The organism is Bifidobacterium olomucense (genome assembly GCF_012932375.1).
GTDB classification, from domain to species: domain Bacteria; phylum Actinomycetota; class Actinomycetes; order Actinomycetales; family Bifidobacteriaceae; genus Bifidobacterium; species Bifidobacterium olomucense.
Genome location: NZ_JAAIIG010000006.1, coordinates 162,024 through 185,969 on the forward strand (window position 1 = coordinate 162,024; position 23,946 = coordinate 185,969).

The following is a 23,946-nucleotide window of genomic DNA, read 5'->3' on the forward strand; positions in this document are numbered from 1 at the left end:
GTCAGCGCACCTACTTCAGCGCCTTGCCGGCGGAACCGAGCTGCTGGCAGGCCTCGATCACACGCTGCGTCATGCCGTCTTCCGCCTTGCGACCCCACGAACGCGGATCGTAGAACTTCTTCTCGCCGACCTCGCCGTCGACCTTGAGCACTTTGTCGTAGTTCTCGAACACGTGGTCGGCAATCGGACGAGTGAACGCGTACTGGGTGTCGGTGTCGATGTTCATCTTCACCACACCGTAGCTGACCGCCTCTGCAATCTCCTCCGGCGTGGAACCGGAGCCGCCGTGGAACACCAGCTCGAACGGCTTGCCGTTGGGGAACGCCACCTGACCGGCCGCGCTCGGCAACTCACCCTCGGCCACCGCACGCGCCACGCGAGCCTGAATCTCGCCGAGCAGCGCCGGACGCAGCTTGACCACGCCGGGCTTGTACGCGCCGTGCACATTGCCGAACGTGAACGCCGCCATGTACCGGCCGCGCTCGCCCAAGCCCAGTCGGCGGGCCACTTCCAGACCATCTTCCGGGCTGGAGTACAGCTTTTCGTTGATTTCGGCGGAGTGGCCGTCTTCCTCACCGCCGACAGCACCGATTTCGATTTCCAGAATGGTGTGGGCCGCCTGCGACTTGTCAAGCAGCTCTTCGGCGATGTCCAGATTCTCCTTCAACGGCACAGTGGAGCCGTCCCACATATGCGACTGGAACGTAGGCTCCTGACCGCGCCTGACCTGTTCGGCCTCGTGGGCAAGCAGTGGACGGACCCATTCGTCGAGGTACTGCTTGGCGCAGTGATCGGTATGTAGGGCCACTGTGATGTTCGGGTACTTTGCGGCCACTTCGTGCGCAAACGCGGCAAGGGCCAGCGAACCGGTGACGCGATCGTTGACGCCCATACCGGATACGTACGCCGCGCCTCCCACGGACACCTGGATGATGCCGTCCGATTCAGCGTCGGCGAAGCCCTTCAATGCGGCGTTCAGCGTCTGCGAGCTGGTCACATTGATGGCAGGGTAAGCGTATCCGCCACGACGTGCGGCATCAAGCATTTCGGCATAGCGTTCCGGTGTTGCGATTGTCATGGCTTCATTATCGCGCGGGGACTGCCCGCCAGCACCGGTTTGTCGGTTCGGCGACTGTGCGATTGGTCACAGCGGGGACTGCTGACGGGAACGCTGTTGTGGGATGTGGGCGTGGGTGTCGGTGTAGGTGCGGGTGCAGGTATGGGCGCGGACGACGCCACCGCAGGTACCCGACGCCACCGCACGCATCACCGCAGGTACCGCTCGTTACCGCATGAGGAACACCATCAGAATGATCATCGCGAATCCGGCCAGATCGGTAGGCGTGAACACGGTGCCGGCGAACAGCACGCCGGAGATCGTGGCGGTCACCGGCTCACTGGTGCCCAGCATCGTGGCCCGCATGGCACCGCACCGCTGTGTGCCGGCCAGGAACAGCCAATAGGCGCCGAACGTGCCGCCCACCACGGTGAACGTCATCAGCGCGATCCCCAATCCGTCCAATGCGGGAGCGCTTGCCCATGGCCGCACAAACGGCACCAACAATACGCCGGAGACGATGAACATCATGCCGTTTACCGTGAAATTGCCCCATTTGGCCATCATGGCGATCGGCGCGATCGACATCACCGCCGTGCATAACGTGTCAATCAAACCCCACGCTAAACCCGGCAGCGGCAAGCTGAGCCGAGCCAAGTCGCCGCCGGTGGCAATCAGCACTGTTCCGACAAACGCGAGCACCACACCGACACTCTCCCGCACGCGCGGCAGTCGGCTGCCCCGCACGCAGACGAACAACAACACGAACAGCAGGTTGAGCGTTTGCAGCACCGTGGCCGTGCCGGAATTCGTCCAATCGATAGCGTTGAGATAGGCCACCTGCACCAGCAGCACACAGGCCAACGCGCAGGCCACAAGCTTGGGCCACACACGCCAATCGCGACACACGCCGATCAGCTTGCGCGGCGTAAACACGGCGGAACATGCCAGAAAGATCACGCCGGCGGCCAGTTGACGAACGCATGCGATCCACAGCGGATCGGCATGGTAGGCACCCATCAAAATCTTGGAAACCGTGGCATTGATACCCCACAGCATGCCACCGGCGAGCACCAATGCCGCACCGATCACAATATCGCGCGGAGTGCGCTCGAAGGTGGGGGCGGATCGCTTGGGCTTGGCCGGCGCCGGGGCCGAAACCGCGTCGGATTGCCCGGTCTCGATACCGGTCGCATCGGTCGCATCGGTCGCATCTATTGAGGTTGAGTCACGCATCGACCAACACACTACGCCAACTCGCCTTATGGCGTGCCCAGCCATTGACGTCGGGAACAGGGGTGGGCACAATATGTCCGTCCTCGGGAAGCGTGAGCGGCCGTCGCCCCACAAGCAAGCCCGAAACCTCACAAGCAATAGAGAAGACAGACAAACGACAACCCAAACCAAGACTTAGGGCTGCTGCACCAGACAGCACTCAGACGATATGAATCGTTCTCATATTGTTCTCGGAAAGACGTTTTTTCAGTCCAAAACATGGGGAAACGGCGGAATTTCAATGATTATCAATGGAGCGGATGACGGGAGTCGAACCCGCCTTTAAAGCTTGGGAAGCTTTCGTTCTACCGATGAACTACATCCGCAATTGCCGTATGGCTTGCACCCGACCGCCGTAACACTCGAATGCACGAGTCACCACTGTATCACGCCCTAGTGCCGAGGTACACCACGCTGTCCGTGATTACGTCGCGACCACATCCGCCGCAATCACCAATCGACTAGCGACTAGAGACTAGCGATTAGCGCAACACCCGCGTCGAATACGGGACCGCGCCACCGGACTGCAGCGACGCGCCGTTCATCTCATGCGCCATCTGCATCAGGCGGGCGATGCGCTCGTCGGTCGGCGGGTGCGTGGAGAACAGCTTGGCGAACCCGGCGGAAGAGAACGGATTGGCGATCATCATGGCAGCCACCGACTGGGTGCCGGCGGTTTTGCGCAACGGCGTGGTCTGCGCACCGTAGGAAATCTTGTTAAGCGCGGACGCAAGGGCTTCCGGGTCTCCGGTCAGCAGACTGCCGTCTTCGTCGGCGTCATATTCACGGGTACGCGAGATGGCCAGCTGAATCAGTGAGGCAGCGATCGGAGCCAGCACTGCGCTGAGCAGTACGCCGATTAATCCGAGACCGCCCGATCCGCCTTCACGGTTATCGCGCGAGCCGCCGCCGAAATACATCAGCGAATAGCCGAGATAGGTGATTACGGTGGCCATGGCCGATGCGATGGCGGAAGTCAGAATATCGCGGTTGTAGACGTGCATCAGTTCATGGCCAAGCACGCCACGCAGTTCACGGGCATTGAGAATCCGCAGAATGCCTTGGGTGCAGCACACGGCGGCATGACGTTCGTTGCGGCCGGTGGCAAAGGCGTTGGGGCTCATCGTAGGAGCTATGTAGATGCGGGGCATCGGCTTGCCGGCACGGGCGCTCAGCTCACGTACGATCTGATAGATTTCCGGGGCTTCCGCTTCCGAGACCTCACGCGCGCCCATCGAGGCGATGGCGAGCTTGTCGGAGAACCAGTAGGAGAAGAACGTGGTGCCCAAACCGATGAGAATGTACACGCCCAGCGTCTGGCGGCTTCCGCCGGTAGCCCACCAGATCAGCATGATGACGGCCCACATCAAGGCAAACAACAGCGTCGTCTTCAGGCCGTTCATGTGGCCATGCACCCGTACTTTGGCATCCATGAGGCTCAGCCTAAGGATATAGCCTGAATGATTGCTGGATATGCGCGAGGAGAAAAATCAAGATATTCGTGATGCTCTCGGCACCCGTAGCACATCGCGACCGGTCCGGTCCGATCACGCGATCTTCCATGCAGTACATGCAGCACGCACATACGCACATGCAAAAGGGCGGCCGGTACACCCAGCCGCCCATGGTTGCCACGCAGTTCCACGTGATTCCCGTGCGATTCCACACGGTCACGCCGTCAGCGCATCAGCGCCGTCAAGCGCATCAGGCCAAAGCCAGCTCACGCATCTGCTCGGGGTCGATGACCTTCTTGTGTTCACGGCCTTCCTTGGCGCCCTCGGCGCGCTCGAACGCGTCCACCTTCTTCCAGCCGGCGAAGTCGATCGGCTTGACACCACGCTCGGCGAGCAGGCGGTCGATCGATTCGGGGTCACGATCGGCGGCCACACGACCGCCTTCGGCGGCCTTGGCCAGATCCTCAAGCATGTTGGTCACGATGGCCAGAGCGTCGGACTTGGTGGAGCCGATCAGGCCGACCGGACCGCGCTTGGCCCAACCGGTGGCGTACAGGCGCTCGCGCACTTCGCCGCCGTCGGGATCAGTGGTGATGCGGCCGTCGCCGTTCGCGTTGGCCAGATGGGCGCCGTGATTGTCGTAGGCGATGCCCGGCGCCTCGGCCGGCTGGTAGCCGATCGCGTGGTACACGGCCTCGACCGGGTAATCGGTGAACTCGCCGGTACGGTGCATCTTGCCGTCGGCACCGGTTTCGGTGCGCTCCACGCGGATGGCCTTCACCTTGCCGTCCTCGCCCAGAATCTCGGTGGGAGCGGAGTTGAAGTGTACGTAGTACTTGCGATCGGCCGGGTTGCCTTCGAAGTCCACGTCGCCGTCGTCTTCCATGTCCTCGGCCATCTCGCGAATGGTGAACAGCTCCTCGACCATCTGACGGGTGAGCTTGTCCTTGCCAGCCACCTCGATGGTCTCATCGTCGAGCTCGAAATCGTCTTCGTTGATGATGAGCTGCACGCCGGGCAGCTTCTCCATCTCGCGCAGCTCCTGCACGCTGAACTTGGCCTGCGCCACACCACGGCGGATGAACAGGTGCAGCACCTTCGCCTTGTTCTGGCCGATGCCCTCGTACACGTTGTCCGGAATATCGGTTTTGGCCTTGAGATCGTCCGCGTTGCGCATCAGCTCGCGGGCCACGTCCATGGCCACGTTGCCGCCGCCGATCACAGCCACGTTCTCGGCGGTCAGCGGCCACTCGCGGGCACCGGTGGGGTAACCGTCGTACCATTCGACGAACTTGGCGGCGCCGTACACACCGTCAAGATCGGCGCCGGGCAGGTTCAGCGGCTTGTCCTTGACCGCACCGGTGGCGAACAGTACGGCGTCGTAACGGGCGAGCAGGTCCTCAAGGGTCACGTCCTTGCCGAACTCCACGTCGCAGTACAGGTGGATGTCCGGGTTGTCGAGCGTCTTCTCCAGTGCGGAGGCGATGAATTTGATGGACGGGTGGTCCGGAGCCACGCCGTAGCGCACCAGACCGAACGGCACCGGCAGCTTCTCAAACAGGTCGATGCGGGCCTGGGTACCGAGGCCGAGCTCTTCGCCCAGCTTCTTGAGCTGGCGCAGGAAGATGTCGGACGAGTAGACGCCGGCCGGGCCAGCGCCGATCACAGCAATACGCAATTCGTTGGTTGCGGAAGTATTCACAGATTCAGTCACGCGTTACAGGTTATCGCAAAGCATGCCGCGGCAACAGGGGTAAAGCAGTGGGAATTCCGTGATGCCGAACAGGACGAAGCTGGGGGCACGCGGGTCGTGCGACGCATATCATCGCCGCCCGAGTTGCACGAGATGCGCGAATCGCGCGGGATCAGCGTACGCAGCTTGGTTGATTTCCCGAGCAATATCGAAAGCCGCGGCAGTCTCTGATCAGCACCGCCGCGCACTTATTCAAACGGGCCGGTACAACTCAATCCCTGTACCAGCGGCACGATGTCTCCCGCTTTCTCCATACCGATACAGGTTTTCATGTCCCGGTACGCTATTTTGCCTGATTTGGGATTACCGAGACAGATTAACTCTGCGAACTTCTTGCCTTACACGCATCGATCGTAGAGAAAATGGCGGAATTCCAACAATTCCGAATTATGAAGAATGACGTTCAGCTGCATTCGAGCACAGCAATCTGTCCCGGTATTACAAAACCGCCAAGAACTCGTTACCGGGACAAGGAATCTTGTCCCCGTAGCAAATTTCAACGTTGCAACTCAGAACCGGGACACTCAGCAGCTACGGCAGCAGGATACTGCACGATCACGGGCCTCGCTAATGTCAGATTACGGGGATTCGGCCTTCCGCTAGCGCAGAATACGATCGACGAGCAGCTTCCACTCGCTCGCGAGATCAATGGAATCCGGATCGTAGAGCCAACGCATCTGCAGACCGTCCATGGCGGCCAGCGCCTGACGGGCGGTGCGCTCAGGCTCGGCGGCACCGTCATTGCGCGCCGCCCGCGTGTATTCACGCATCACCCACTGTTCGCGATTGCGGAAGTACTCATATGCCGGATGATTCTGGCTCAAGGCCTCGCCTTCCAACACGGTGTACAGGCGAACGATTTCCGGCTGGGTGGCATTGCGCTCGGTAGTGGCAACAGTCAGATCGCGCAGTCCGACGGGAAAATCATCCTCGTCACTGATGGCCTCGCCACCGGCCGGCAACGGCACATTGAGACGGCCATACAACGCCGCGCGATCGGTTTTATCGCGATAATCCAGCACGGCGAGCAGCAACCCCTCTTTGGAGCCGAAGTGGTAGAGCAGGCCGGCTTCAGTCATATCTTCAGCTACGGCGATCTCGCGCAGACGCAATCCCCAGAAACCATGCTGCGCCACGAACTGGGTGGTGGTGTTGATGATGCTGATGCGGCGTTCCTCCGCCGTCATCTGAGCCTTGGTATCCTTGACGCCTCGCGTACGTTTCGCCCCGTTTTTCGATCCAACCACTGCGGCCAACCACACCTTCATCAATCACATTGCCAGCATTCGCATACACAGTCACCATATACGATGCGCAGGAATGCGCAGAGCCCCCAATCACATACAAATCACATACAAAAAAGGTCTTCCCAATCATCGATTGCGATGTCGGGAAGACCTAGGCGCTGCAGTGCAGCATTACCGAGCGGCTGTGCTGCTCACTCAGTCCAGCGTAAAGGTGCTGAAGGAGCGCGGCGCCAACGTTGCGGTGAAGGCGCGGTCGGCGTTCGTCGGATCGGCGAAGCTGAAGCTCACCTCGCGCTCCAGAGCGTTCTGTACCACCACGACCAGCGAGCCATCCGGGTTCTCGTAGGCGGAGGCCATCGAGGAGAAGCGACCCTCAAGGTCAAGCACGCGAGCGCCCGGCTTGACGAAGTGCGAGTAGTGGCGCATCACGTAGTACTCGGGGTTGCGGGTGAAGGTCTTGGCTTCGGTGTCCACGGAGAACAGGGAGTTCTGATGCCAGCCCCACGTGCTTTCGGTGCCGGCGAGCACCATGTTCCAGTAGGTGTAGCCCAGCGCGCCGTGGGTCAGGTAGTGGTTGACCAGGTGGAAGATGTATTCGGCGTACTCCCAGGAGTTGTCTCCCATGCCGCACTCGGATTCGGTCTGCATGAGCTTCAGCTCAGGCCATGCCTTGTGCGTGCGTTCGATGCAGTCGCGGCCTTCCCACTGGTAGCCGATGCCGGTGATGTACTTGCGGGCTTCGTCGTCCATCAGAATGTTGTCGACGTAGCGGTTGTAGTTTTCGAGCACCATGCCGTAGAGGCTCACGAACTGCATGTCGCGCGGGCCGTTCAGGGTGCCGAGCCAGATCTCCACACCGCCGTCTTCGGCCTTGCCGAGCAGCCTCTCACGCTCGAAGGTGGGGCCCAGATAGTCGCGGATGAAGATACGCAGCTGCTCGCTGGTCCACTTGCAGGTGGGGTACTTGGCGTCGGACCACGGCTCGTTCTGCGGGAAGACGCGGGTCACGTTCACGCCAAGGGCGCGGTAGGCGCGCACGTACTTGACGAAGTAGTTGGCGTAGGCCGTGAGGTTCTCCGGCGTCATGACGAGCTTGCCGTAGTTGTAGACCGGCGGGTTCTTCATCCACGTGGGCGGGCTCCACGGGCTGGAGTGTACGGAGAGCTGCGGCTGGTATTTCTTGGCGGCGCGGATGTAGGGCAGCACGGCGCGCTCGTCGCCCTTGACCGAGAAGTCCTTGAGTTCGTAGTCGCCCGGGGTTTCGTCGTAGCTGTACCAGTCGGCGGCGAAATCGTTGGCGCCGATCGGGGCGCGGTTCAAACGGAAGTTGAGCTCGTCGGGGCTGAACAGCTCCTTGATCACCTGTTCGCGGTCCTGCTCGCTCAGCTGCTGCAGCGGCAGCCAGCCGAGTTCGTTGAAGCAGCCGCCGAAGCCTTCTACTTCCTGCTCCTTGCCGCCGGTCAGTGTGACGCCCAGTTCGCTGGTCGCGCCCTGAGCCGGGGCTTCTTTGGTCTGCCAGCGATTGGCCTCGGTGGTTTCAATCCATGTGACCATGATCGGAAATCTCCTTATTGGTTAATCAGTATTCAGTCAAAGTGACGAGAATGCCTTGGCTGATATTGGTGTTGGGTTGGTATGTATTTATCGACGATCGACTTATCGATGATCGGCTGGGGTCCGGTTTGGCGGGATGGCCGGCCGGCGCGATTACTTCACGCGCTTGATCATCATGATCAGCACGGCACCGATCACAGAGACCGCGGCGCATACCGGGAACAGGCCATAGTAGCTGCCACCGGACACGAGCACGATGGCGGCGGCCACGATCGGGCCGAGCAGCTGGGAACCGGTGTTGGCGAGGTTCAGAATGCCCAGATCCTTGGCGGCGTTCTCGGCGTTCGGCAGCACCTCGATGTTCAGCGCCTGATCGACGGCGAAGAAGATGCCCATACCAAGGCCAGCGATGGCACCGTAGGCGACCATGGTCCACGGAGCGCTGGAAACCATGGGCATGGCCACGCCGATGGCCACCAGCAGGGCGGCGAACGCCACCGGAATCTTACGGCTCTTGATCTTGTCGGAGATCGGGCCGGCGACGATGGACATCACGATGGCGGTGACCATGAGCAGCATCGAGATAATGGACACGTACTTCTTCTGGCCGGCGGTATCGAGATGAATGTAATCGCTCAGGATGTAAAGCTGATAGGCCATGATGGCGGTGGTGGCGGTGTTCACCAGCATCTTGCCGAACAGGGCGAGGTAGAAGTCGCGGCAATCCTTGACCGGGAAGATGAAGTGCTGCACGAACATATCCCAGGTGAAGCTCTTCTTCTCCATGCCGAGGCTGGACTGTTCACGCATGAGCAGCACGGTGATCGGACCGCACAGCAGTGTGAGCACGCTCATCACGATGATGCCGGTGCCGATCTTCGGGCCAAGGAACTGGGCACCGACGAGCTGGCCACCGTACTGGCCGATCACGTAGCCGAATGCGTAGATGGAAGAGATCAGGCCACGGTGCTTAGGCGCCACACGATCGGCGATGGCCGCGACGATCGGGGCGACGAGCGCGTTGAGGAAGACCTGGTACAGGCACCATGAAACCACCAGCAGCGGCACGGTCTGCACGGCGTTGAAGACGAGCAGCATCACGAAGCAGCCGACGGAGCCGACGATCAGCCACGGGGTACGGCGACCCCAACGACTGCGGGTAAGGTCAGACAGGCCGCCGATGATGATGTTGGCGAGCGTGGCGAACACCATTGCGGAGCCGGACAGCAATGCGATGATGCTGGCCTTGTTCGCCGGATCGATGATTTCGACCTTGGCCGGCAGCAGCACGGCGTTTACGCCAAGGTACGGGCCGAGCCACAGCATGGCGCCGAGGGCCGTTGCAACGCCAATGAGAATAGGGGCTTTGGGCTGCTCATCATCGCTTACTGAGCCAGTCCACGCTTTCGAGGCTGTTGATACCGCTTCAGAAACGGACATCGTTACTCCTTTGTTGCCATCGACTCGGCTCGCACTGTTCTGCAATGAACCAGCACCATCACTATGCGCAGTCGAAGCGATGTTCTGTTGTTGACGATGACCACTTTACACTTAATGACTATTAAGTCAAATCGGAAAACAAGGCCTCTCAGCAGGGCGTTTCGCTTGGAATCATGCGGTTTCCGCGCATTCACACGCAGCATTACAGCAAACAAACCCAAGAAAAATCATCCGGCGAATAGCCGCATCATGCGGCTGTTCGCCAGGGCAGGTCCTCAAGCCGGCCGAAGAACCGCCTTGCTCATCGCCGGTCCAGCACGGCGGTGAGGGCCCAGAGGATGCTCACCACGTCGATGGCCTCCTGCAGGAAGGCACCGACTACCACCGGGATCAGGTTGAACGCGGCGGCGATCATGCCGATCACCGCCAGCACGAGTCCGGCGACCACGGCCTGCAGCATGATGTGCTTGGTACGTCGGGCGATGGCGATGGCGCGCGGCACGGCGGCGATATCGTCGTTCATGATCACCACCTGCGCGCTTTCCGAAGCGGCGGTGGAGGTGCCGTCGGTAATCGCGACGCCGAGGTCGGCTGCGACCAGCACCGGCGCATCGTTCACACCGTCGCCCACCATCATTGTGACGGGCTTCGCCATGAAGTCCTTACCGGCCGGGACTCCTGTGCGAGGCACGGACAGGGCGCGCCCATCCGGCCTGTCACCGGAGCCGTCCCGAGTCGCCGCCGACACTGCGGCCACCTTGTCTTCCGGGAACAGTTCGGCGTGAACTTCGTCGATGCCGACTTCGCGCGCGATGATCTCCGCCGAAGCGCGCTTGTCTCCGGTGAGCATCGCGAGCTTGGAAACACCGAGCCCATGCAGGGCGGCGAGCGCGGCCTTGGCGTTGGCGCGCGGCACATCGCGCAACACAATGCGGGCGATCAACTGACCGTCCACCGACATATAGGACGCCATCTCATCCGGCTGCAGCATCCCGAATCGCGTGCGCAAATCCGCGGAATTTCGGGCCTTACCGGCAAGTCCCGGGGAGTCAGCGTCCGCCGCCCGACGGGAGTCCGCAACGCCACCCGCGGCCGCCGGCAAGAAGCCGTCCTCCTGCGCGGCCGCAAACGACAGCCGCCCGACACGGACCGCATGTCCGTTCACTGTACCGGACACGCCCTTGCCGGCCGTCTCCTCGATGTTCTTGACCACCGGATAGTCGCGGCCATGGCCCGGCATGCCGGCCTCCGGCTCCGGACAGTCACGCTGGCCGGCCGCGAACCGGGCGCGCAATCGAGCCATCGCCTCCGCACCGGCCTTCGCGATACCTTTGGACAGAATGTGCACCGAGTAGCCCTCGACCACACCGGCCATCATCAGCACATGATCCTCATTCAGTTGCGTTTCCACGCCCGGCAACATCTCCACGCGCACCACCTGCGGCTGCTTGACCGTAAGCGTACCGGTTTTGTCGAAGAACACCTGCGTGACTCGGCCCAAGTTTTCCAGCACATCCTGGGTTTTGATGAGCACGCCGGCCGCCGCCAAGCGCGACGTACCGGCGATGTACGCCACAGGCGCGGCAATCAGCAGCGGACAGGGCGTGGCGAGCACCAACACCTGCGCGAATCGCGTCGGGATGCCGGACACAGCCCAAGCGACACCAGCAATCACCAACGCAAGCACGGTGAACGGCACCGCCAGCCGGTCGGCGGTTTTGACCACGGCCGGACGGGATTCCTGAGCGGACTCCACCAACTGCAAGATGCGCTGATACTGCGATTCGGCGGCCGGCTGGGTGGCGCGCATGGTAAGCGCCGCCGACCCGTTCACCGCGCCAGACATCACGCGGGCACCGGCGAACACCGTACGCGGCACCGGCTCACCGTTGATCGCGCTCAGGTCGAGTGTCGCCTCGCCGGAGAGCAACTCGCCGTCCACCGGTACGATTTCGCCCGGCAACACCATCAGTACATCGCCCGGCTGCACTTGGGCGACCGGGACCGTGGCGAATCGCTGGGCCGCCGCGAAACGAGCGGATGAAGTATGACGGAAGCCGTCGTTTGCCGAATCGGTTTGGATTTTGCCGCGGCCCACGCCGGGCAGGGTGACGACGTGCGCGGTCTGCGGGGCGGCTTTGACCAGCGCGGTCAGACTGTGCTCGGCTTTGCTTTGCGCATACTCTTCGATGGCTTCGCCTGAGGTGATCATCAACGTCACGGCCCAGCTGGCCCAGTATTCGTGAACCGCCACGGTGGACAGCATCGCCATCACCGCCAGTAGGTCAACGCCCACCTGGCCATTGCGGATGTCGTCGATCATGCCGCGGATTGTGTCCGTCACGATGATCAGTACCAGCGCAATCACCAGCCACTGCCCCACGCCGGGATCACCCAGGACGGGAATCGCAATCGAGGAAGCGGAAGCCGCGCCGTGTTGTGCGGGCTGTGCGGACAGACTGGACTGTCCAGCCACAGCGGCATCCCATGGACGCCACTGGCCCAGTACAGCCAACGGAATTGCGGTAACGACAACTACGGGCAGCATGGGCACCAGTCGGCAGACGCGCACGACGGCGGCACATAATCGTTGGAAGAATCGGATGAGACTACGCATCTCATGCTCCTTACTCTTGTATACGGGGCCGATCGCTGCGGTCGTCTGTCGCAGCGAGACGGCGGGCGCGCGGACGGATGCGGGTATGCAGTCGCGTGGCCAGCCGGTAATCGGCACATGGTCACGCCTTGTTAACCCACCGGCGTCTATGCCGAACAGCTTGGGCGAGGGTTTTCGATCCCGTTTCCGCGAGCTGCGTCTGCGCGACTTTCCGATACACGGCGTAAAGAATTATTCAGTTTTTTGCAGTGCGTTTGCAGTGCGTTCCTGCGGTGCATTCCTGCAACGCGTTCCTGCGGTGCAGTGCGACACATCGCAATATATCGCGCCGCATTAGTCATGTTGCCGGAAGCGGCGGACTTTTGCGCACGCGTCGTCCATAAACGCACGCAAAAGGGCCGTGGGGGATCGCCCTCCACGGCCCTTTGGTTGTCCGACATGGCGTTCAGCGGCGGCCGCCCAACGCCATGTGACGTGTTGTTCAGCAATATTCAGCTGTGTTCAGTTATGTACTATGTACGGCCTGCGCCCGGGCCACGCTCGGGTTGCCGGCTGGCGGTTTACCACAGGCCGAACGGATCGGAGAAGCCACCGTCGCCGTAACCGTCAGAACCGTTGCCGTTCTGGTCGTTCTGTCCGTTGCCGTTCTGGTTATTGCCATTACCGTTCGAATCATTGCCATTCGAACCGTTCGAGCTGGACGAGCCGTTGACGCTGGATTCCTCCTGATCGAGGGTTACCTCCACGTCCATCGTCTTGCCGTCGCGCACGATGGTCAGCGTCACCTTGTCGTTCAACGCGGCGGCGCGCACGAAGCCGAGCAGCGAGTAATTGTTGTTGACCGCGTTGCCGTTGAAGGCCACGATCGTATCGCCTTCCTTCAGACCGGCCTTGTCGGCCGGGCCGCCGGAGACGACCGCGGAACCGCCGACGGACGGCTTGGTGATGGTCGCGCCGCCACGGGTCACGCCGTCTGCCTCAACGGTGTCGGACTTGATGGTCACGCCAAGCGCCACATGCGTCACCGAACCGTTGCTGATGATCTCATTGGCCACGCGCTTGACCAGGTTGGACGGAATCGCGAAGCCGATGCCGATGGAACCGGCGGTGTCGGAGGAGGTGGCGGTGGAGGCGATGGACGAGTTGATGCCAATCACCTGACCGGCACCGTTAAAGGTCGGGCCGCCGGAGTTGCCGGGGTTGATGGCCGCGTCGATCTGCACGGCGTTGGTCACGACCTCGTTGTTGTTATCGTCGGTCACGCTCACCGGACGGTTCAGAGCGGAGACGATGCCGGTGGTGGCGGTGTCGTCGTAGCCGAGCGGATTGCCGATGGCCATCACGCTTTCGCCCACGGCGAGCTTGTCGGAGTCCGCGAATTCCACAGGCGTCAGGTCGCTCGGCGGGTTGTCGAGCTTGATCACGGCCAGATCAGTGGTGGTATCGGTGCCGACCAGCTTGGCGGAGTACATCGTGCCGTTGGCCAGCGTGACCGCGATGGACTGCGCGCCGGAAATCACGTGATTGTTGGTCACGATGTGGCCCTCGGTGTCAAGGATGGCGCCGGAACCCTTGGCCGTGCCGTTGGAAAGCGTGGTCTGGATGGAGACCACGGAGTTGGACACGGACGACGCGACGGACGTCCAGTCCACAGCCTGCCCGCTCTTGGCGGTGGCGGAGCCGGAACCGGACTTGTTCGAAGTGACGTTCGACAGCGAGCTGGTGGACGGCAGGTTAATCCAGCCGTTGGTCAGCGCCGCGTACCCGAGGCCGAGGCACAGCGCGGCAGACACCACTGCGGCGATAATCGCGGTGACGACGATGCCGACGGCCTTGGAACCGCCGTGATGGGCCGGCTGGCCCGGGTTGCCATTGCTCGGACCGTTCGGGGCGGACGGACCGTTCGGGGTGTTCGGAGCACCTGCACCGAACAGGCCCTGCGGAGCGAACGGATTGCCGTTGCCCTGGGCGGAATTCTGCGGCTGCGGGTTGAACGGGTTGCCGTTGCCGCTCTGCGCAGACTGCTGGCCCGGCTGCGGCTGCGGGTTGTTGGTGAAGTACGGATTGCGGTTGCCCGGCTGACCCGGCTGCGGCTGAGCAGCCTGACCAAACGGCAACGGCTGGGTGGCCTGACCGTTGAATGCGGGCTGAGACGAGGCACTCGGAGTGGACGCAGTGGGGGCCGGGCCGTACGCGCCGTACTCCGGAGCCGGGCGGTACAGCGGTGCGGTGGGAGCCTCAGACTGGCCAGCGTTGGGCGCGGCGGCACCGGCCGGGGTGCCGGCGGGAGCGGAAGAGACCACCGTGCTCTCACCCTTGGCGGCGGCATAATCCGGAACCGGGTCGATGGCCGTCGTCGCGGTCGTATCCGGCTGGGCTGCGGTCTGGGTCGGCAGAACCTGCGTAGCCGGCTGCGCGCCGCCAGCCTCGGGATGTTCCGTATTCAGCGTTTGCGTTTGTTGCGTTTGCTCAGAAGTCTCGCCAGAATTTGGCGTTTGGCCGTTCTGCGGGGTCTGGTCGACGCCCTGCGGGTTGAATTCGTCAGCCATCACTGCTCCTTTTTCTAAAATCTCATCACGCTCAGCAGCGCAGCCAAGCCCTGTGGCTGTATTGCGTTCAATCGGCTGCGCCTCTTGTGTGCTACCTCTGTAGTAAAGGCAGTCAATCTGGAGGTTTTCTGAATGTTGATTGAAAGTCTATAAGTAATCTGCGCAGAGTCATATGGGTATTGGTGTCTATCGCGCTTACAAGGGGCCGATATCCGCGGCCGGGAACATCTATCTGCGTTACAAGGGGCTGGTCCGGAACGATAACACCCCCTATTCGGCCCATACGCCAACGCTGTTACGCCGTTTTAGTCGTGTGACTACTGAACGAGCAGCCCCTTGTAACGCAGATAGACATTCCGAACACCGGAAATCAGCCCCTTGTACGCAAGATAGGGCGTAAGACTTTTTCCGCATCGGCACTTCTCGCCATTCCACCCCCCTTTGCCCCCATTGGTTCCTCGCAGAGGCTTCACCTTTTCCGCCCCTTTTGCCTAAAGTGAACATATGAGCGAACGTACAGCGACAGGACTGCTTAATCATCCACGCGGTGCCGAACCCGGCAAACCCGGCGACCGCAGCGCATTCAGTTTCGAAACCGTCACCCGACTTTCTTCCACGGCGGACGGCTTGGGCCGCGACGGTGCCCGATATGGCCGCACCGGCATCATCCACACACCGCACGGCGACATCAAAACGCCTGCGTTCGTGCCAGTCGGCACACAGGCCGCAATGAAAGCCGTGCTGCCCGAACAGATGAAGGATCTGGGAGCGCAATGTCTGCTCGCCAACGCCTTCCATCTCTTCGAACGCCCCGGCGAAGACGTACTAGACGCGGCCGGCGGCTTGGCACGTTTCATGAACTGGGACGGACCGACCTTCACCGATTCGGGCGGCTTCCAAGTGATGTCGCTGGGTGTGGGGTTCAAGAAAACCCTCGCCATGGACGTGACCGGCATGAAATCCGACGACATCATCGCCAAGGGCAAGGAGCGTCTGGCATGGGTGGACGAAGATGGCGTTACGTTCAAGTCTCCGCTCAACGGCAGCTCTCATCGTTTCTCCGCTGAAATTTCGATGGGCATTCAGCACAAGCTCGGCGCGGACATCATGTTCGCGTTCGACGAGCTGACCACGTTGATGAACACCCGCTCCTATCAGGAAGACTCGGTGGAGCGTACGTTCCGTTGGGCCAAGCGTTGTGTGGCAGAGCACGAGCGGCTTACCGCCGAGCGTCTGGGCAAGCCATATCAGGCGTTGTACGGCGTGGTGCAGGGCGCGAATTACGAAGATCTGCGCCGCCATGCGGCCGAGCAGATCGCTTCGCTTGATTTCGACGGCGTGGGCATCGGCGGCGCGATCGAAAAGCGCATCATCGGCAATACATGCGCATGGATCTGCGACGCGATGCCGGAAAACCGACCGCGCCACGTGCTGGGCATCGCCTCCGTGGACGACATCTTCGCCTGCGTGGAGAACGGCGGCGACACGTTCGACTGCGTTGCGCCCGCCCGGTGCGCGCGCAACGGCGCCATCTACACCCGTTCCGGCCGATACAACATCAAGCGCGCCGAGAACAAGTTCAATTTCGAGCCGCTGGAGGAGGGCTGCGACTGCTACACATGCCGCAACTATTCACGCGCTTACGTGGATCATCTGCTGCGCGCCCGCGAATTCAACGGGTTCACGCTGGCCACCATCCACAACGAGCACTTCTTCGTGAAACTGCTGGACGATATCCGCGCTTCGATCGACGGCGGATACTTCGACGAATTCCGCGACGAAACGCTGGCGCACTTCTACGGCGACGGCGAACGCCGGCCGGGACTGTGATCGGCTACGGGTTTTCTGACTCTTCCCCGGTCCTTTGCCCCGCTTACAGCACTGCGTTGCGACAGGCGGAAAGGCAAAGGACTACACAGCAGAAACAAATGAGGTCAGGCAGCAGCACGCCAGCAACGAGACCAGCAAAGAGAAACGGCAACAGTGAGGTAGTCACTCATGGATCTTTTGGAAGCGATTGAGGCGAGGCACGCCATTCGCGCGTATACGGACGAGCCGGTTGCGGCGGATACACTGACCGCACTGGAATCGGATATCGCGCGATGGAATGAGGAAAGTGGCCTGCATATGCAGATCGGCGCCGGATTGGACGACGCGTTCTGCGGCCTGAAAACGCATTATGGGCGATTCCAAGGCGTGCATAACGCCATTGCGCTTATCTGCCCTGCCGCCGGTAGCGTGGCGAATGGCGAGGCCGCTTTGTCGCCCGAGGAGGCGGCGCTACAGGAGCGAGTCGGCTATTACGGCGAAATGGCGGCGTTGAGGGCCGTGCAGCTGGAACTACAGACGTCATGGGCGGTATTGGACGGTGCCGCAGCGGCGGCAAATCCGTGGTGGACGTTGACCGAAGGCGAGACCGCAGTATGGATGATCGCGTTCGGCCATGGCGCGCGGGCTGCGGGCCGACGCCGCACGAAGCCGATGGAAACGCTGGCGAGCGTGCCGGGCGATGATTTCAGTCAGGCACCTGATTGGTTTACCGCCGGCATGGAAGCCGCGATGGCCGCACCCACTTCGCTCAGTCAGCAGCCATTCCATTTCACGCTCAACGATGACGGAACCGTGAGCGCCGAAGCCCTCGATGGCTTGTTCGCTCATGTGGGCCTCGGCACAGCCAAATGTCACTTTGAGATCGGTGCCGCACCGCACCACGTGGAGTGGCGTTAAACGCATCCATCCGGCGCGACGCAATGCGGCACGAAGGTCTACGAAACGACACGACAGAACGCGACACGCCGAAAACCGCCCTGATTTGCATCTCGGCCAGAAGCAGTGCTAAGTTATCCACTTGTCTGCGAGTGTGGCGGAATGGTAGACGCGCTGTCTTCAGGTGGCAGTGAGTGTATGCTCGTGGGGGTTCAACTCCCCCCACTCGCACGCAGGAGCGAAAGCCCCGAACCGTTGAAATACCAACGGTTCGGGGCTTTCCTGTATATGATGAAACCGCCAAAATATGACGGAAAATATGACAATCTACATTGAGGGTTATAGCCCAAATTGTGTGCCTGAGGGTTTAGTCGTGTGATGGCCGTTGGATTCGCGTGTGGAAGTCGGGACTATAGGAATTTTTGCGGTGTTTGAGACCCCGAAACGCGGCACCTCAAGAAAACAGAAATCAAGAAAACAAAGAACCCCGGTGGGGAGACCACCGGGGCGAGAAAGGAGAGAGAAGAAGAAAGGGGTTCAATTGTCGGGAACTGCTGCGGCTCCTGGCCAGCGTTTTTGCTGACATGTCTTATATAACCATCGGTTTCTGCATCTAACTCTAAATTTGTCTGAAAATAAGCTGAGAATCGGTCGCCTTCCACGTCTCCACACAAAAAGCTAGACTAGGCAACAGTTACCGAATCAAGGAGTTTCTTTATGCTGCTGTCTGACCGCGACATTCTCGCCGCCCAGTCCGCCGGCCACATTTCGCTGGAGCCGTGGACCCCTGAAATGGTGCAGCCCGCTTCCATTGACGTTCGTTTGGACCGTTACTTCCGTCTGTTCAACAATCACGCTTACACCTACGTCGATCCGGCGGAAAATCAGGGCGCGCTGACCGAACAGTTCGAGGTCGGCCCAGACGAACCGTGGATCCTCCATCCCGGCGAATTCGCGCTCGGCTCCACGTGGGAGTACGTCAAGCTCGACCCCACCATCGCCGCACGACTGGAAGGCAAAAGCTCCTTGGGGCGTCTGGGAATCCTGACCCACTCGACCGCCGGCTTCATCGACCCCGGGTTCGAGGGGCACATCACGCTGGAGCTTTCCAACGTCTCGACGTTGCCGGTCAAACTGTGGCCCGGCATGAAAATCGGTCAGATGTGCTTCTTCCAGTTGAGCTCGCCAGCCGAACATCCTTACGGATCGTCCGGCACAGGCTCGCACTATCAGGGTCAGCGAGGCCCGACACCCAGCCGTTCGTACGAACGCTTCTATCGCGCTCATATTGACGACTGATTCGCACGGGTTTCGTTTCGCTTACTTACCTTGCCGGCAACGCCCGACTGTCTGCCGATGTTTCGGCTTTTTGAGGAGATGTGATGACTAATAGCGACGGTGGCTTTGAATTCGATTTTCAGCACCATGAACAACCTGCCAAGCCAGTGGTGCCCCCGATTCCGGGGCAGATGCAGATAGGCCAGCCCATTCCCGTCAATGGGCAGACGCAGGCACTGCCATTTGCGCAGCCGACGCAAGCGACGGCGTCTCCGGCCACCTCCCCCAGCACCTCCACGTGGGGAACGCAGCCGCTGCACACAGCCGACGCATCCGGCGCAACGGCCCAGCCCGCATGGCCACAGACCGCACAGCCCACGCAAGCCATGGCACCCCAGTCGTTCGCACCTGCCGCGCCACAGCCCGCGAGCGCGCCGGCAGTGTCTTCCGCTCCGGTTGCGGCCGCTCCCGGCCAGCAGCAGTACGTGTGGGATCAGGCGACGCAAAGCTTCCATCCGATCGCGGCACAGCCAGCGACGCAGCCAGCGGCGCAACCCGCCACCCAGCCGTTCACACCGCAGACTACCGTCCAGCCCGCGCAATCGACGGCACCTTTAGCGACTCCGAACGGAGCGACCTCAGCCGAAGCCACGGAAGTGTTCTCCCCCATCACCCCGGCTCCATCCCCGACCCCGGACGAAGCCGCCACGCAGGTATTCCAGCCGGCAACCGATCTGCCAACCCGTTCCGGTCTTTCGGCATCCGGGCTGCCCGCATCGGCTACACAGCCGGCCACGCTGCCCCCGGCCATCGCCCCGCTTGATGAGATGGCGAACGAATTCGGCGAGGATGACAACGAATCGGCCGAGTCCGGTTCCGGCCATCACGGCAAGTCAGGCAAGCCCAACACCGGCAAAATCATCGGTATCGCAGCGGCGGTGATCGTCGTCCTCGCCTTGATCGGCGGCGGCCTGTTCTGGTGGCACGCCAACGGCACCAAGGTGAGTCAGGCGGCGGCACTGGCGGAGTGCAAGGCAACCGCCAAGCAGTACGACAAGGCCAAGGCCAAGCTGACCACCGCCATCACCAACGGCCAGACCGCCGCACAGACCTCCTCCAGCGAAGTGGCCGATACCAGCACGATCACCACGCTGAATCAGGCTTTGCAGGATGCGGCGAATCCGGCAGATACCGGTTCGTGCGAATCGTCGTTGAGCGCTGACGAGCTGAAAAGCCAGACCGCTGACATGAAGAGCCAGATCAACGACGTCACCGACCAGACGGACGCCATCAACAACGCCACCAAAGCTGTCACCGCGTCGAAGAGCACTGCCGAGGCGGACAAGATGAAGACGACGCTGACCTCGGCCATCGCCGCGGCTCAGGGCATTCTCGACAACTCCAACGGCAGCGTCGCGGACGAGAACACGCGCACCACGCTGCAAAGCGCCATCGACGCGGCCAATACGCTGGCGAACAGCTCCAACCCGAGCCAGTCTGCGGTGACCGACGCCATCACCAAGTTGCAGTCGGCTCAGGAGGCCGTCACCAACTCCGTACAGGCCAAGCAGCAGAGCGACGCCGCCAAGGCCGCCGCGGACGCCGCCAAGAAGGCCGCCGAAGACGCCGCCAAGAAGGCTCAGGAACAGGCGCAGCAGAATCAGCAGTCGCAATCGGGGTCCGGCTCAGACTCGGATTCGCAAGACAGCAGTTCGGACAGCCAGTCCGAGAACTGACGGTCTGCGTTCGTCAATGAGAGCAGACGGACCATCGAACTGAAATTTCCGCAGCCTTCATCACTATCACTGAAAAACGCTCCTTGACACATAGTCAAGGAGCGTTTTTCATCTTACGTAAGGCGGCGGGCGGGAAGTACGGGATCTGTTTACGGCCTCATCCCGCATCAACCAACCCGCCGCCCAACGGCGGTCCACCCCACCGGCTTACCGGCGGGCGGCCATGGCGCGCAGCACCACCTTGCGAATCTCGGAGGCGATGAGCACGAACGCAGCCAAGCCGATGCACTCCAGCCAAGCCAGCGGCCCCAGCGGCGTGGTGCCGAACGCGGAGTTCAGGAACGGCACGTAGATCACGACAAGCTGCAGCGCAATGGACAGGCCAATCGCACCCCACAGCCACTTGTTCGAGAACAGGCCGACAAACACGGACTGCAGGTGGGAGCGGGAGGCAAGCGCGTTGAACAGCTGGGCGAACACCAGAATCGTGAAGCCCATGGTACGGGCCTCGGTCATCTGCGCCTCGTGGCCGAGCGCGTCCACCGAACGGTCGGTGAACAGACCGCCGGCCAGATGCATATCCATGCCGATCAGGGTCACGATGGCCATAATCACACCGATGTAGATGATGTCGCCCCACATGGAGGCGTCGATCACGCGATCGGTCACCTTGCGCGGACGGCGGTTCATCACGTCCTCGGTCTGCGGGTCCACGCCCATGGCGAGGGCCGGCGCAGCGTCGGTGAGCAGGTTGATCCACAGCAGCTGCGTGGCGAGCAGCGGTACGGTCACGCCCACGGTCTCCGGCTGGCGGATGCCGAGGAATCCGGCGAAGATCACACCGAGGAACACGGTGAAGACCTCACCCACGTTGGAGCTCAGCAGGTAGCGCAGGAACTTGCGGATATTGTCGAAGATCACGCGGCCCTCGCGCACGGCGGCCACGATGGTGGAGAAGTTGTCGTCCGCCAAGATCATCTTGGCGCTCTGCTTGGTCACTTCGGTGCCGGTGATGCCCATGGCCACGCCGATATCCGCGGATTTGACGGCCGGGGCGTCGTTGACGCCGTCGCCGGTCATCGCCACGATATTGCCCTGCCGCTGCAACGACTCGACGATCTTCAGCTTGTGTTCGGGGGCAACTCGCGCGTACACGGAGACGTCGGCGGTGGCCTTGTCGAGCGCGGCCTCGTCGGCCAAGGCGTCCAGCTGGTCGCCGGTCAGCGCCTTGCCGTCTTTGGCGATGATGCCAAGGTCGGAGGCGATGCGCGCGGCCGTCAGCGGGTGGTCGCCGGTAATCATCACCGTACGGATGCCGGCGCGATGCGCTTCGGCCACGGAATCGCGGACCTCGGTGCGCGGCGGGTCGATGATGCCGACCATGCCGTTCCAGATAAGGTCATGCTCGATCACCTCGGCCTGATCGGCGATGTCGGTCACCTGACCGGCGGCATTGGACTGGATGCCCGGCACCTCGGAGAGGTTCGAGGTGCCCAGCGGACGATACGCCTGGCCGAGCGTGCGGTAGGCCTCGGAGGAGAGGCGCTCCACGGTGGCCAGAATCGTCTGGCGATCGCCCTCGGTCAGCGGACGGACCTGCCCGCCGACGGCGATGCGCTTGCAGTAGCTCAGCAGCACGTCCGGCGCACCTTTGGCGAATACCGTAAGCTTGCCGCCTTCAGTGGCGTCCGCCGCGATGATGGACATGCGCTTTCGTTCCGAGGTGAACGGCACCTCGGCCACACGGTTGAAGCGATCGTAACCGCGCAGAGCGTCGGTTTTGCGGGCCGCGACGATCAACGAGACTTCGGTCGGGTCGCCCACGATCTCCCAACGTCCGTTCTCCTGCCGCAGGTCACCGTCGTTCGCCAGCGCGCCGGCCGCCAACGTATCGATCACTTCGGTGCGCAGGGCCGGATTCGCGTCCAGACCGGAGCCGTCGATGCCGACCATCTTGCCTTCCGGCGCGTACCCGGTGCCGGTGATCTGCACCTCGCCGGACGGTGTCACCACACGTTCGACGGTCATCTCGTTACGGGTCAGGGTGCCGGTTTTGTCCGAGCAGATCACGGATGCGGATCCGAGGGTTTCCACGGAATGCAGCTTCTTGACGATGGCGTTATGCGCAGCCATACGCTGCACGCCGAGAGCCAGCACCACGGTAAGAATGGCAGCCAGACCTTCCGGCACGGCGGCCACGGCCAGCGAGACGGCGAGCAGCAGAGAGTCGATAACATCCTGCGTATCGTTGAAGCCTTCCAGCACGGCGAGCGCCACCAGCACCACGACGGCGATGATGCACACCGCGATGCCCAGAATCTTGGAGACGTAATCCATCTCCTTCTGCAACGGGGTCTTCTCGTCTTCGGTGGCGGACAGCATATCCGCGATCTTGCCGACCTGCGTGTTCATGCCGGTGCCGGTTACGATGGCACGACCGGTACCTTGCGTTACGGAGGTGCCGTTGAAAATCATGTTGGCGCGGTCGCCCAGAGCCTTCGCTTCGGTAAGCGTCTCCGGCTTCTTGCCGACCGGCACGGATTCGCCGGTCAGCGAAGCCTCGGCGATGCGCAGGCTGGCGGCGTTGATCAAACGACCGTCGGCAGACACCGAATCGCCTTCGGCCAGCACGACGATATCGCCGGGGACCACGTCAGCGGTGTTGATACGCTGCACCTTGCCGTCGCGTAACACGGAGGTCTGCGGCGCGGTCATTTGCGCGAGCGCTTCCACCGCCGCCTCCGCCTTGGCCTCCTGCATATAGCCGAGCACCGCGTTGACGATCAGGATGAGGATGATCACGATGGCGTCGAACGGCAACGCCTCGCCGCCCTCCGCTCCCGGATGGGCATTGGCTTTCTCGATGAACCATGCGATTACCGAAATAATGGTGGCGGCAATCAGCAGATACACCAACGGGTCCTGGAACTGGGCCAGGAACTTCTTCCACTTCGGCACGGGCGGCGCGCTGGCCAGCTCGTTCGGGCCGAATTGTTCGAGTCGACGGCGTGCTTCGGCCTCGCTCAGGCCCTGCGCCGGGTCCACGTTCAACGCGCGGGCCACGTCCTCGGCGCTGGTCAGACTCGGATCGGTATCCCCCAACAGCGCCTTCTGGGCGCGTACTTCCTCTGATTCCACCGCTTGCGCTTGCGTTTGCACTTGCGTCTGCGCAGACGTCGCGGTCTGAGGCGCGGCCTCATCCTTTGCGGTCGCGGATGCGGATTGATCATTGAGTCGATCAACCATAATTGTCTCCTTGGTATTGCCGCGGAGTAGTCAG

General features: G+C 61.9%; 14 protein-coding genes and 2 tRNA genes. 5 read left to right on the forward strand and 11 right to left on the reverse strand.

The window, feature by feature from the left end:
• Positions 1-10 precede the first annotated feature (10 nt).
• The 10 genes from fbaA to G1C97_RS07955 form a co-directional block, all read right to left on the reverse strand.
• Positions 11-1,078: a class II fructose-bisphosphate aldolase gene (gene fbaA, locus G1C97_RS07910; protein WP_169241294.1), complete on the reverse strand. Its 1,068-nt coding sequence runs from the start codon at positions 1,076-1,078 to the stop codon at positions 11-13.
• Positions 1,079-1,285: 207 nt separating this feature from the next.
• Positions 1,286-2,293 carry a DMT family transporter gene (locus tag G1C97_RS07915; protein ID WP_169241295.1) on the reverse strand — a complete coding sequence of 336 codons (1,008 nt, stop codon included), beginning with the start codon at positions 2,291-2,293 and terminating at the stop codon, positions 1,286-1,288.
• A gap of 291 nt (positions 2,294-2,584) precedes the next feature.
• Positions 2,585-2,658: transfer RNA gene (locus G1C97_RS07920), tRNA-Gly, on the reverse strand.
• 156 nt (positions 2,659-2,814) lie between these two features.
• On the reverse strand, positions 2,815-3,765 hold the full coding sequence (gene htpX / locus G1C97_RS07925) for a zinc metalloprotease HtpX (RefSeq protein WP_169241296.1): 951 nt from the start codon (positions 3,763-3,765) through the stop codon (positions 2,815-2,817).
• Positions 3,766-4,036: 271 nt separating this feature from the next.
• The gene (locus tag G1C97_RS07930) at positions 4,037-5,500 is read right to left on the reverse strand and encodes an FAD-dependent oxidoreductase (protein WP_169241297.1); all 1,464 of its coding nucleotides are present in this window, start codon (positions 5,498-5,500) and stop codon (positions 4,037-4,039) included.
• A gap of 638 nt (positions 5,501-6,138) precedes the next feature.
• Positions 6,139-6,807, reverse strand: a complete 669-nt coding sequence (locus G1C97_RS07935) for a TetR/AcrR family transcriptional regulator (RefSeq protein ID WP_169241298.1) — start codon at positions 6,805-6,807, stop codon at positions 6,139-6,141.
• Between the two features lie 174 nt (positions 6,808-6,981).
• Positions 6,982-8,340: a glycoside hydrolase family 30 protein gene (locus G1C97_RS07940; protein WP_169241299.1), complete on the reverse strand. Its 1,359-nt coding sequence runs from the start codon at positions 8,338-8,340 to the stop codon at positions 6,982-6,984.
• A 153-nt stretch (positions 8,341-8,493) separates the two neighbouring features.
• Positions 8,494-9,780, reverse strand: coding sequence for an MFS transporter (locus G1C97_RS07945; protein ID WP_169241300.1), 1,287 nt, complete (start codon positions 9,778-9,780; stop codon positions 8,494-8,496).
• A 301-nt stretch (positions 9,781-10,081) separates the two neighbouring features.
• Positions 10,082-12,397 (reverse strand): heavy metal translocating P-type ATPase, encoded by a 2,316-nt coding sequence (locus tag G1C97_RS07950; RefSeq protein WP_169241301.1) that lies wholly within the window; start codon positions 12,395-12,397, stop codon positions 10,082-10,084.
• Between the two features lie 560 nt (positions 12,398-12,957).
• Entirely contained in the window at positions 12,958-14,946 is a 1,989-nt protein-coding gene (locus tag G1C97_RS07955) for a S1C family serine protease (protein ID WP_169241302.1), read from the reverse strand.
• Between the two features lie 504 nt (positions 14,947-15,450).
• On the opposite strand from G1C97_RS07955, the gene tgt reads away from it, so the two are divergent.
• The 5 genes from tgt (at position 15,451) to G1C97_RS07980 (ending at position 20,666) form a co-directional block, all read left to right on the forward strand.
• Positions 15,451-16,776 carry a tRNA guanosine(34) transglycosylase Tgt gene (gene tgt / locus G1C97_RS07960; protein ID WP_169241303.1) on the forward strand — a complete coding sequence of 442 codons (1,326 nt, stop codon included), beginning with the start codon at positions 15,451-15,453 and terminating at the stop codon, positions 16,774-16,776.
• Positions 16,777-16,944: 168 nt separating this feature from the next.
• Complete coding sequence (locus G1C97_RS07965) at positions 16,945-17,673, forward strand: nitroreductase family protein (protein WP_169241304.1); 729 nt, start codon at positions 16,945-16,947, stop codon at positions 17,671-17,673.
• A gap of 127 nt (positions 17,674-17,800) precedes the next feature.
• A tRNA-Leu gene (locus tag G1C97_RS07970) sits at positions 17,801-17,883 on the forward strand.
• Between the two features lie 486 nt (positions 17,884-18,369).
• Positions 18,370-18,951, forward strand: coding sequence for a dCTP deaminase (gene dcd / locus G1C97_RS07975; RefSeq protein WP_100497273.1), 582 nt, complete (start codon positions 18,370-18,372; stop codon positions 18,949-18,951).
• Positions 18,952-19,034: 83 nt separating this feature from the next.
• Positions 19,035-20,666, forward strand: coding sequence for an FIVAR domain-containing protein (locus tag G1C97_RS07980; protein WP_169241305.1), 1,632 nt, complete (start codon positions 19,035-19,037; stop codon positions 20,664-20,666).
• A gap of 207 nt (positions 20,667-20,873) precedes the next feature.
• On the opposite strand, the gene G1C97_RS07985 is transcribed toward G1C97_RS07980, so the two are convergent.
• On the reverse strand, positions 20,874-23,912 hold the full coding sequence (locus tag G1C97_RS07985; protein WP_169241306.1) for a cation-translocating P-type ATPase: 3,039 nt from the start codon (positions 23,910-23,912) through the stop codon (positions 20,874-20,876).
• Positions 23,913-23,946: the final 34 nt, after the last annotated feature.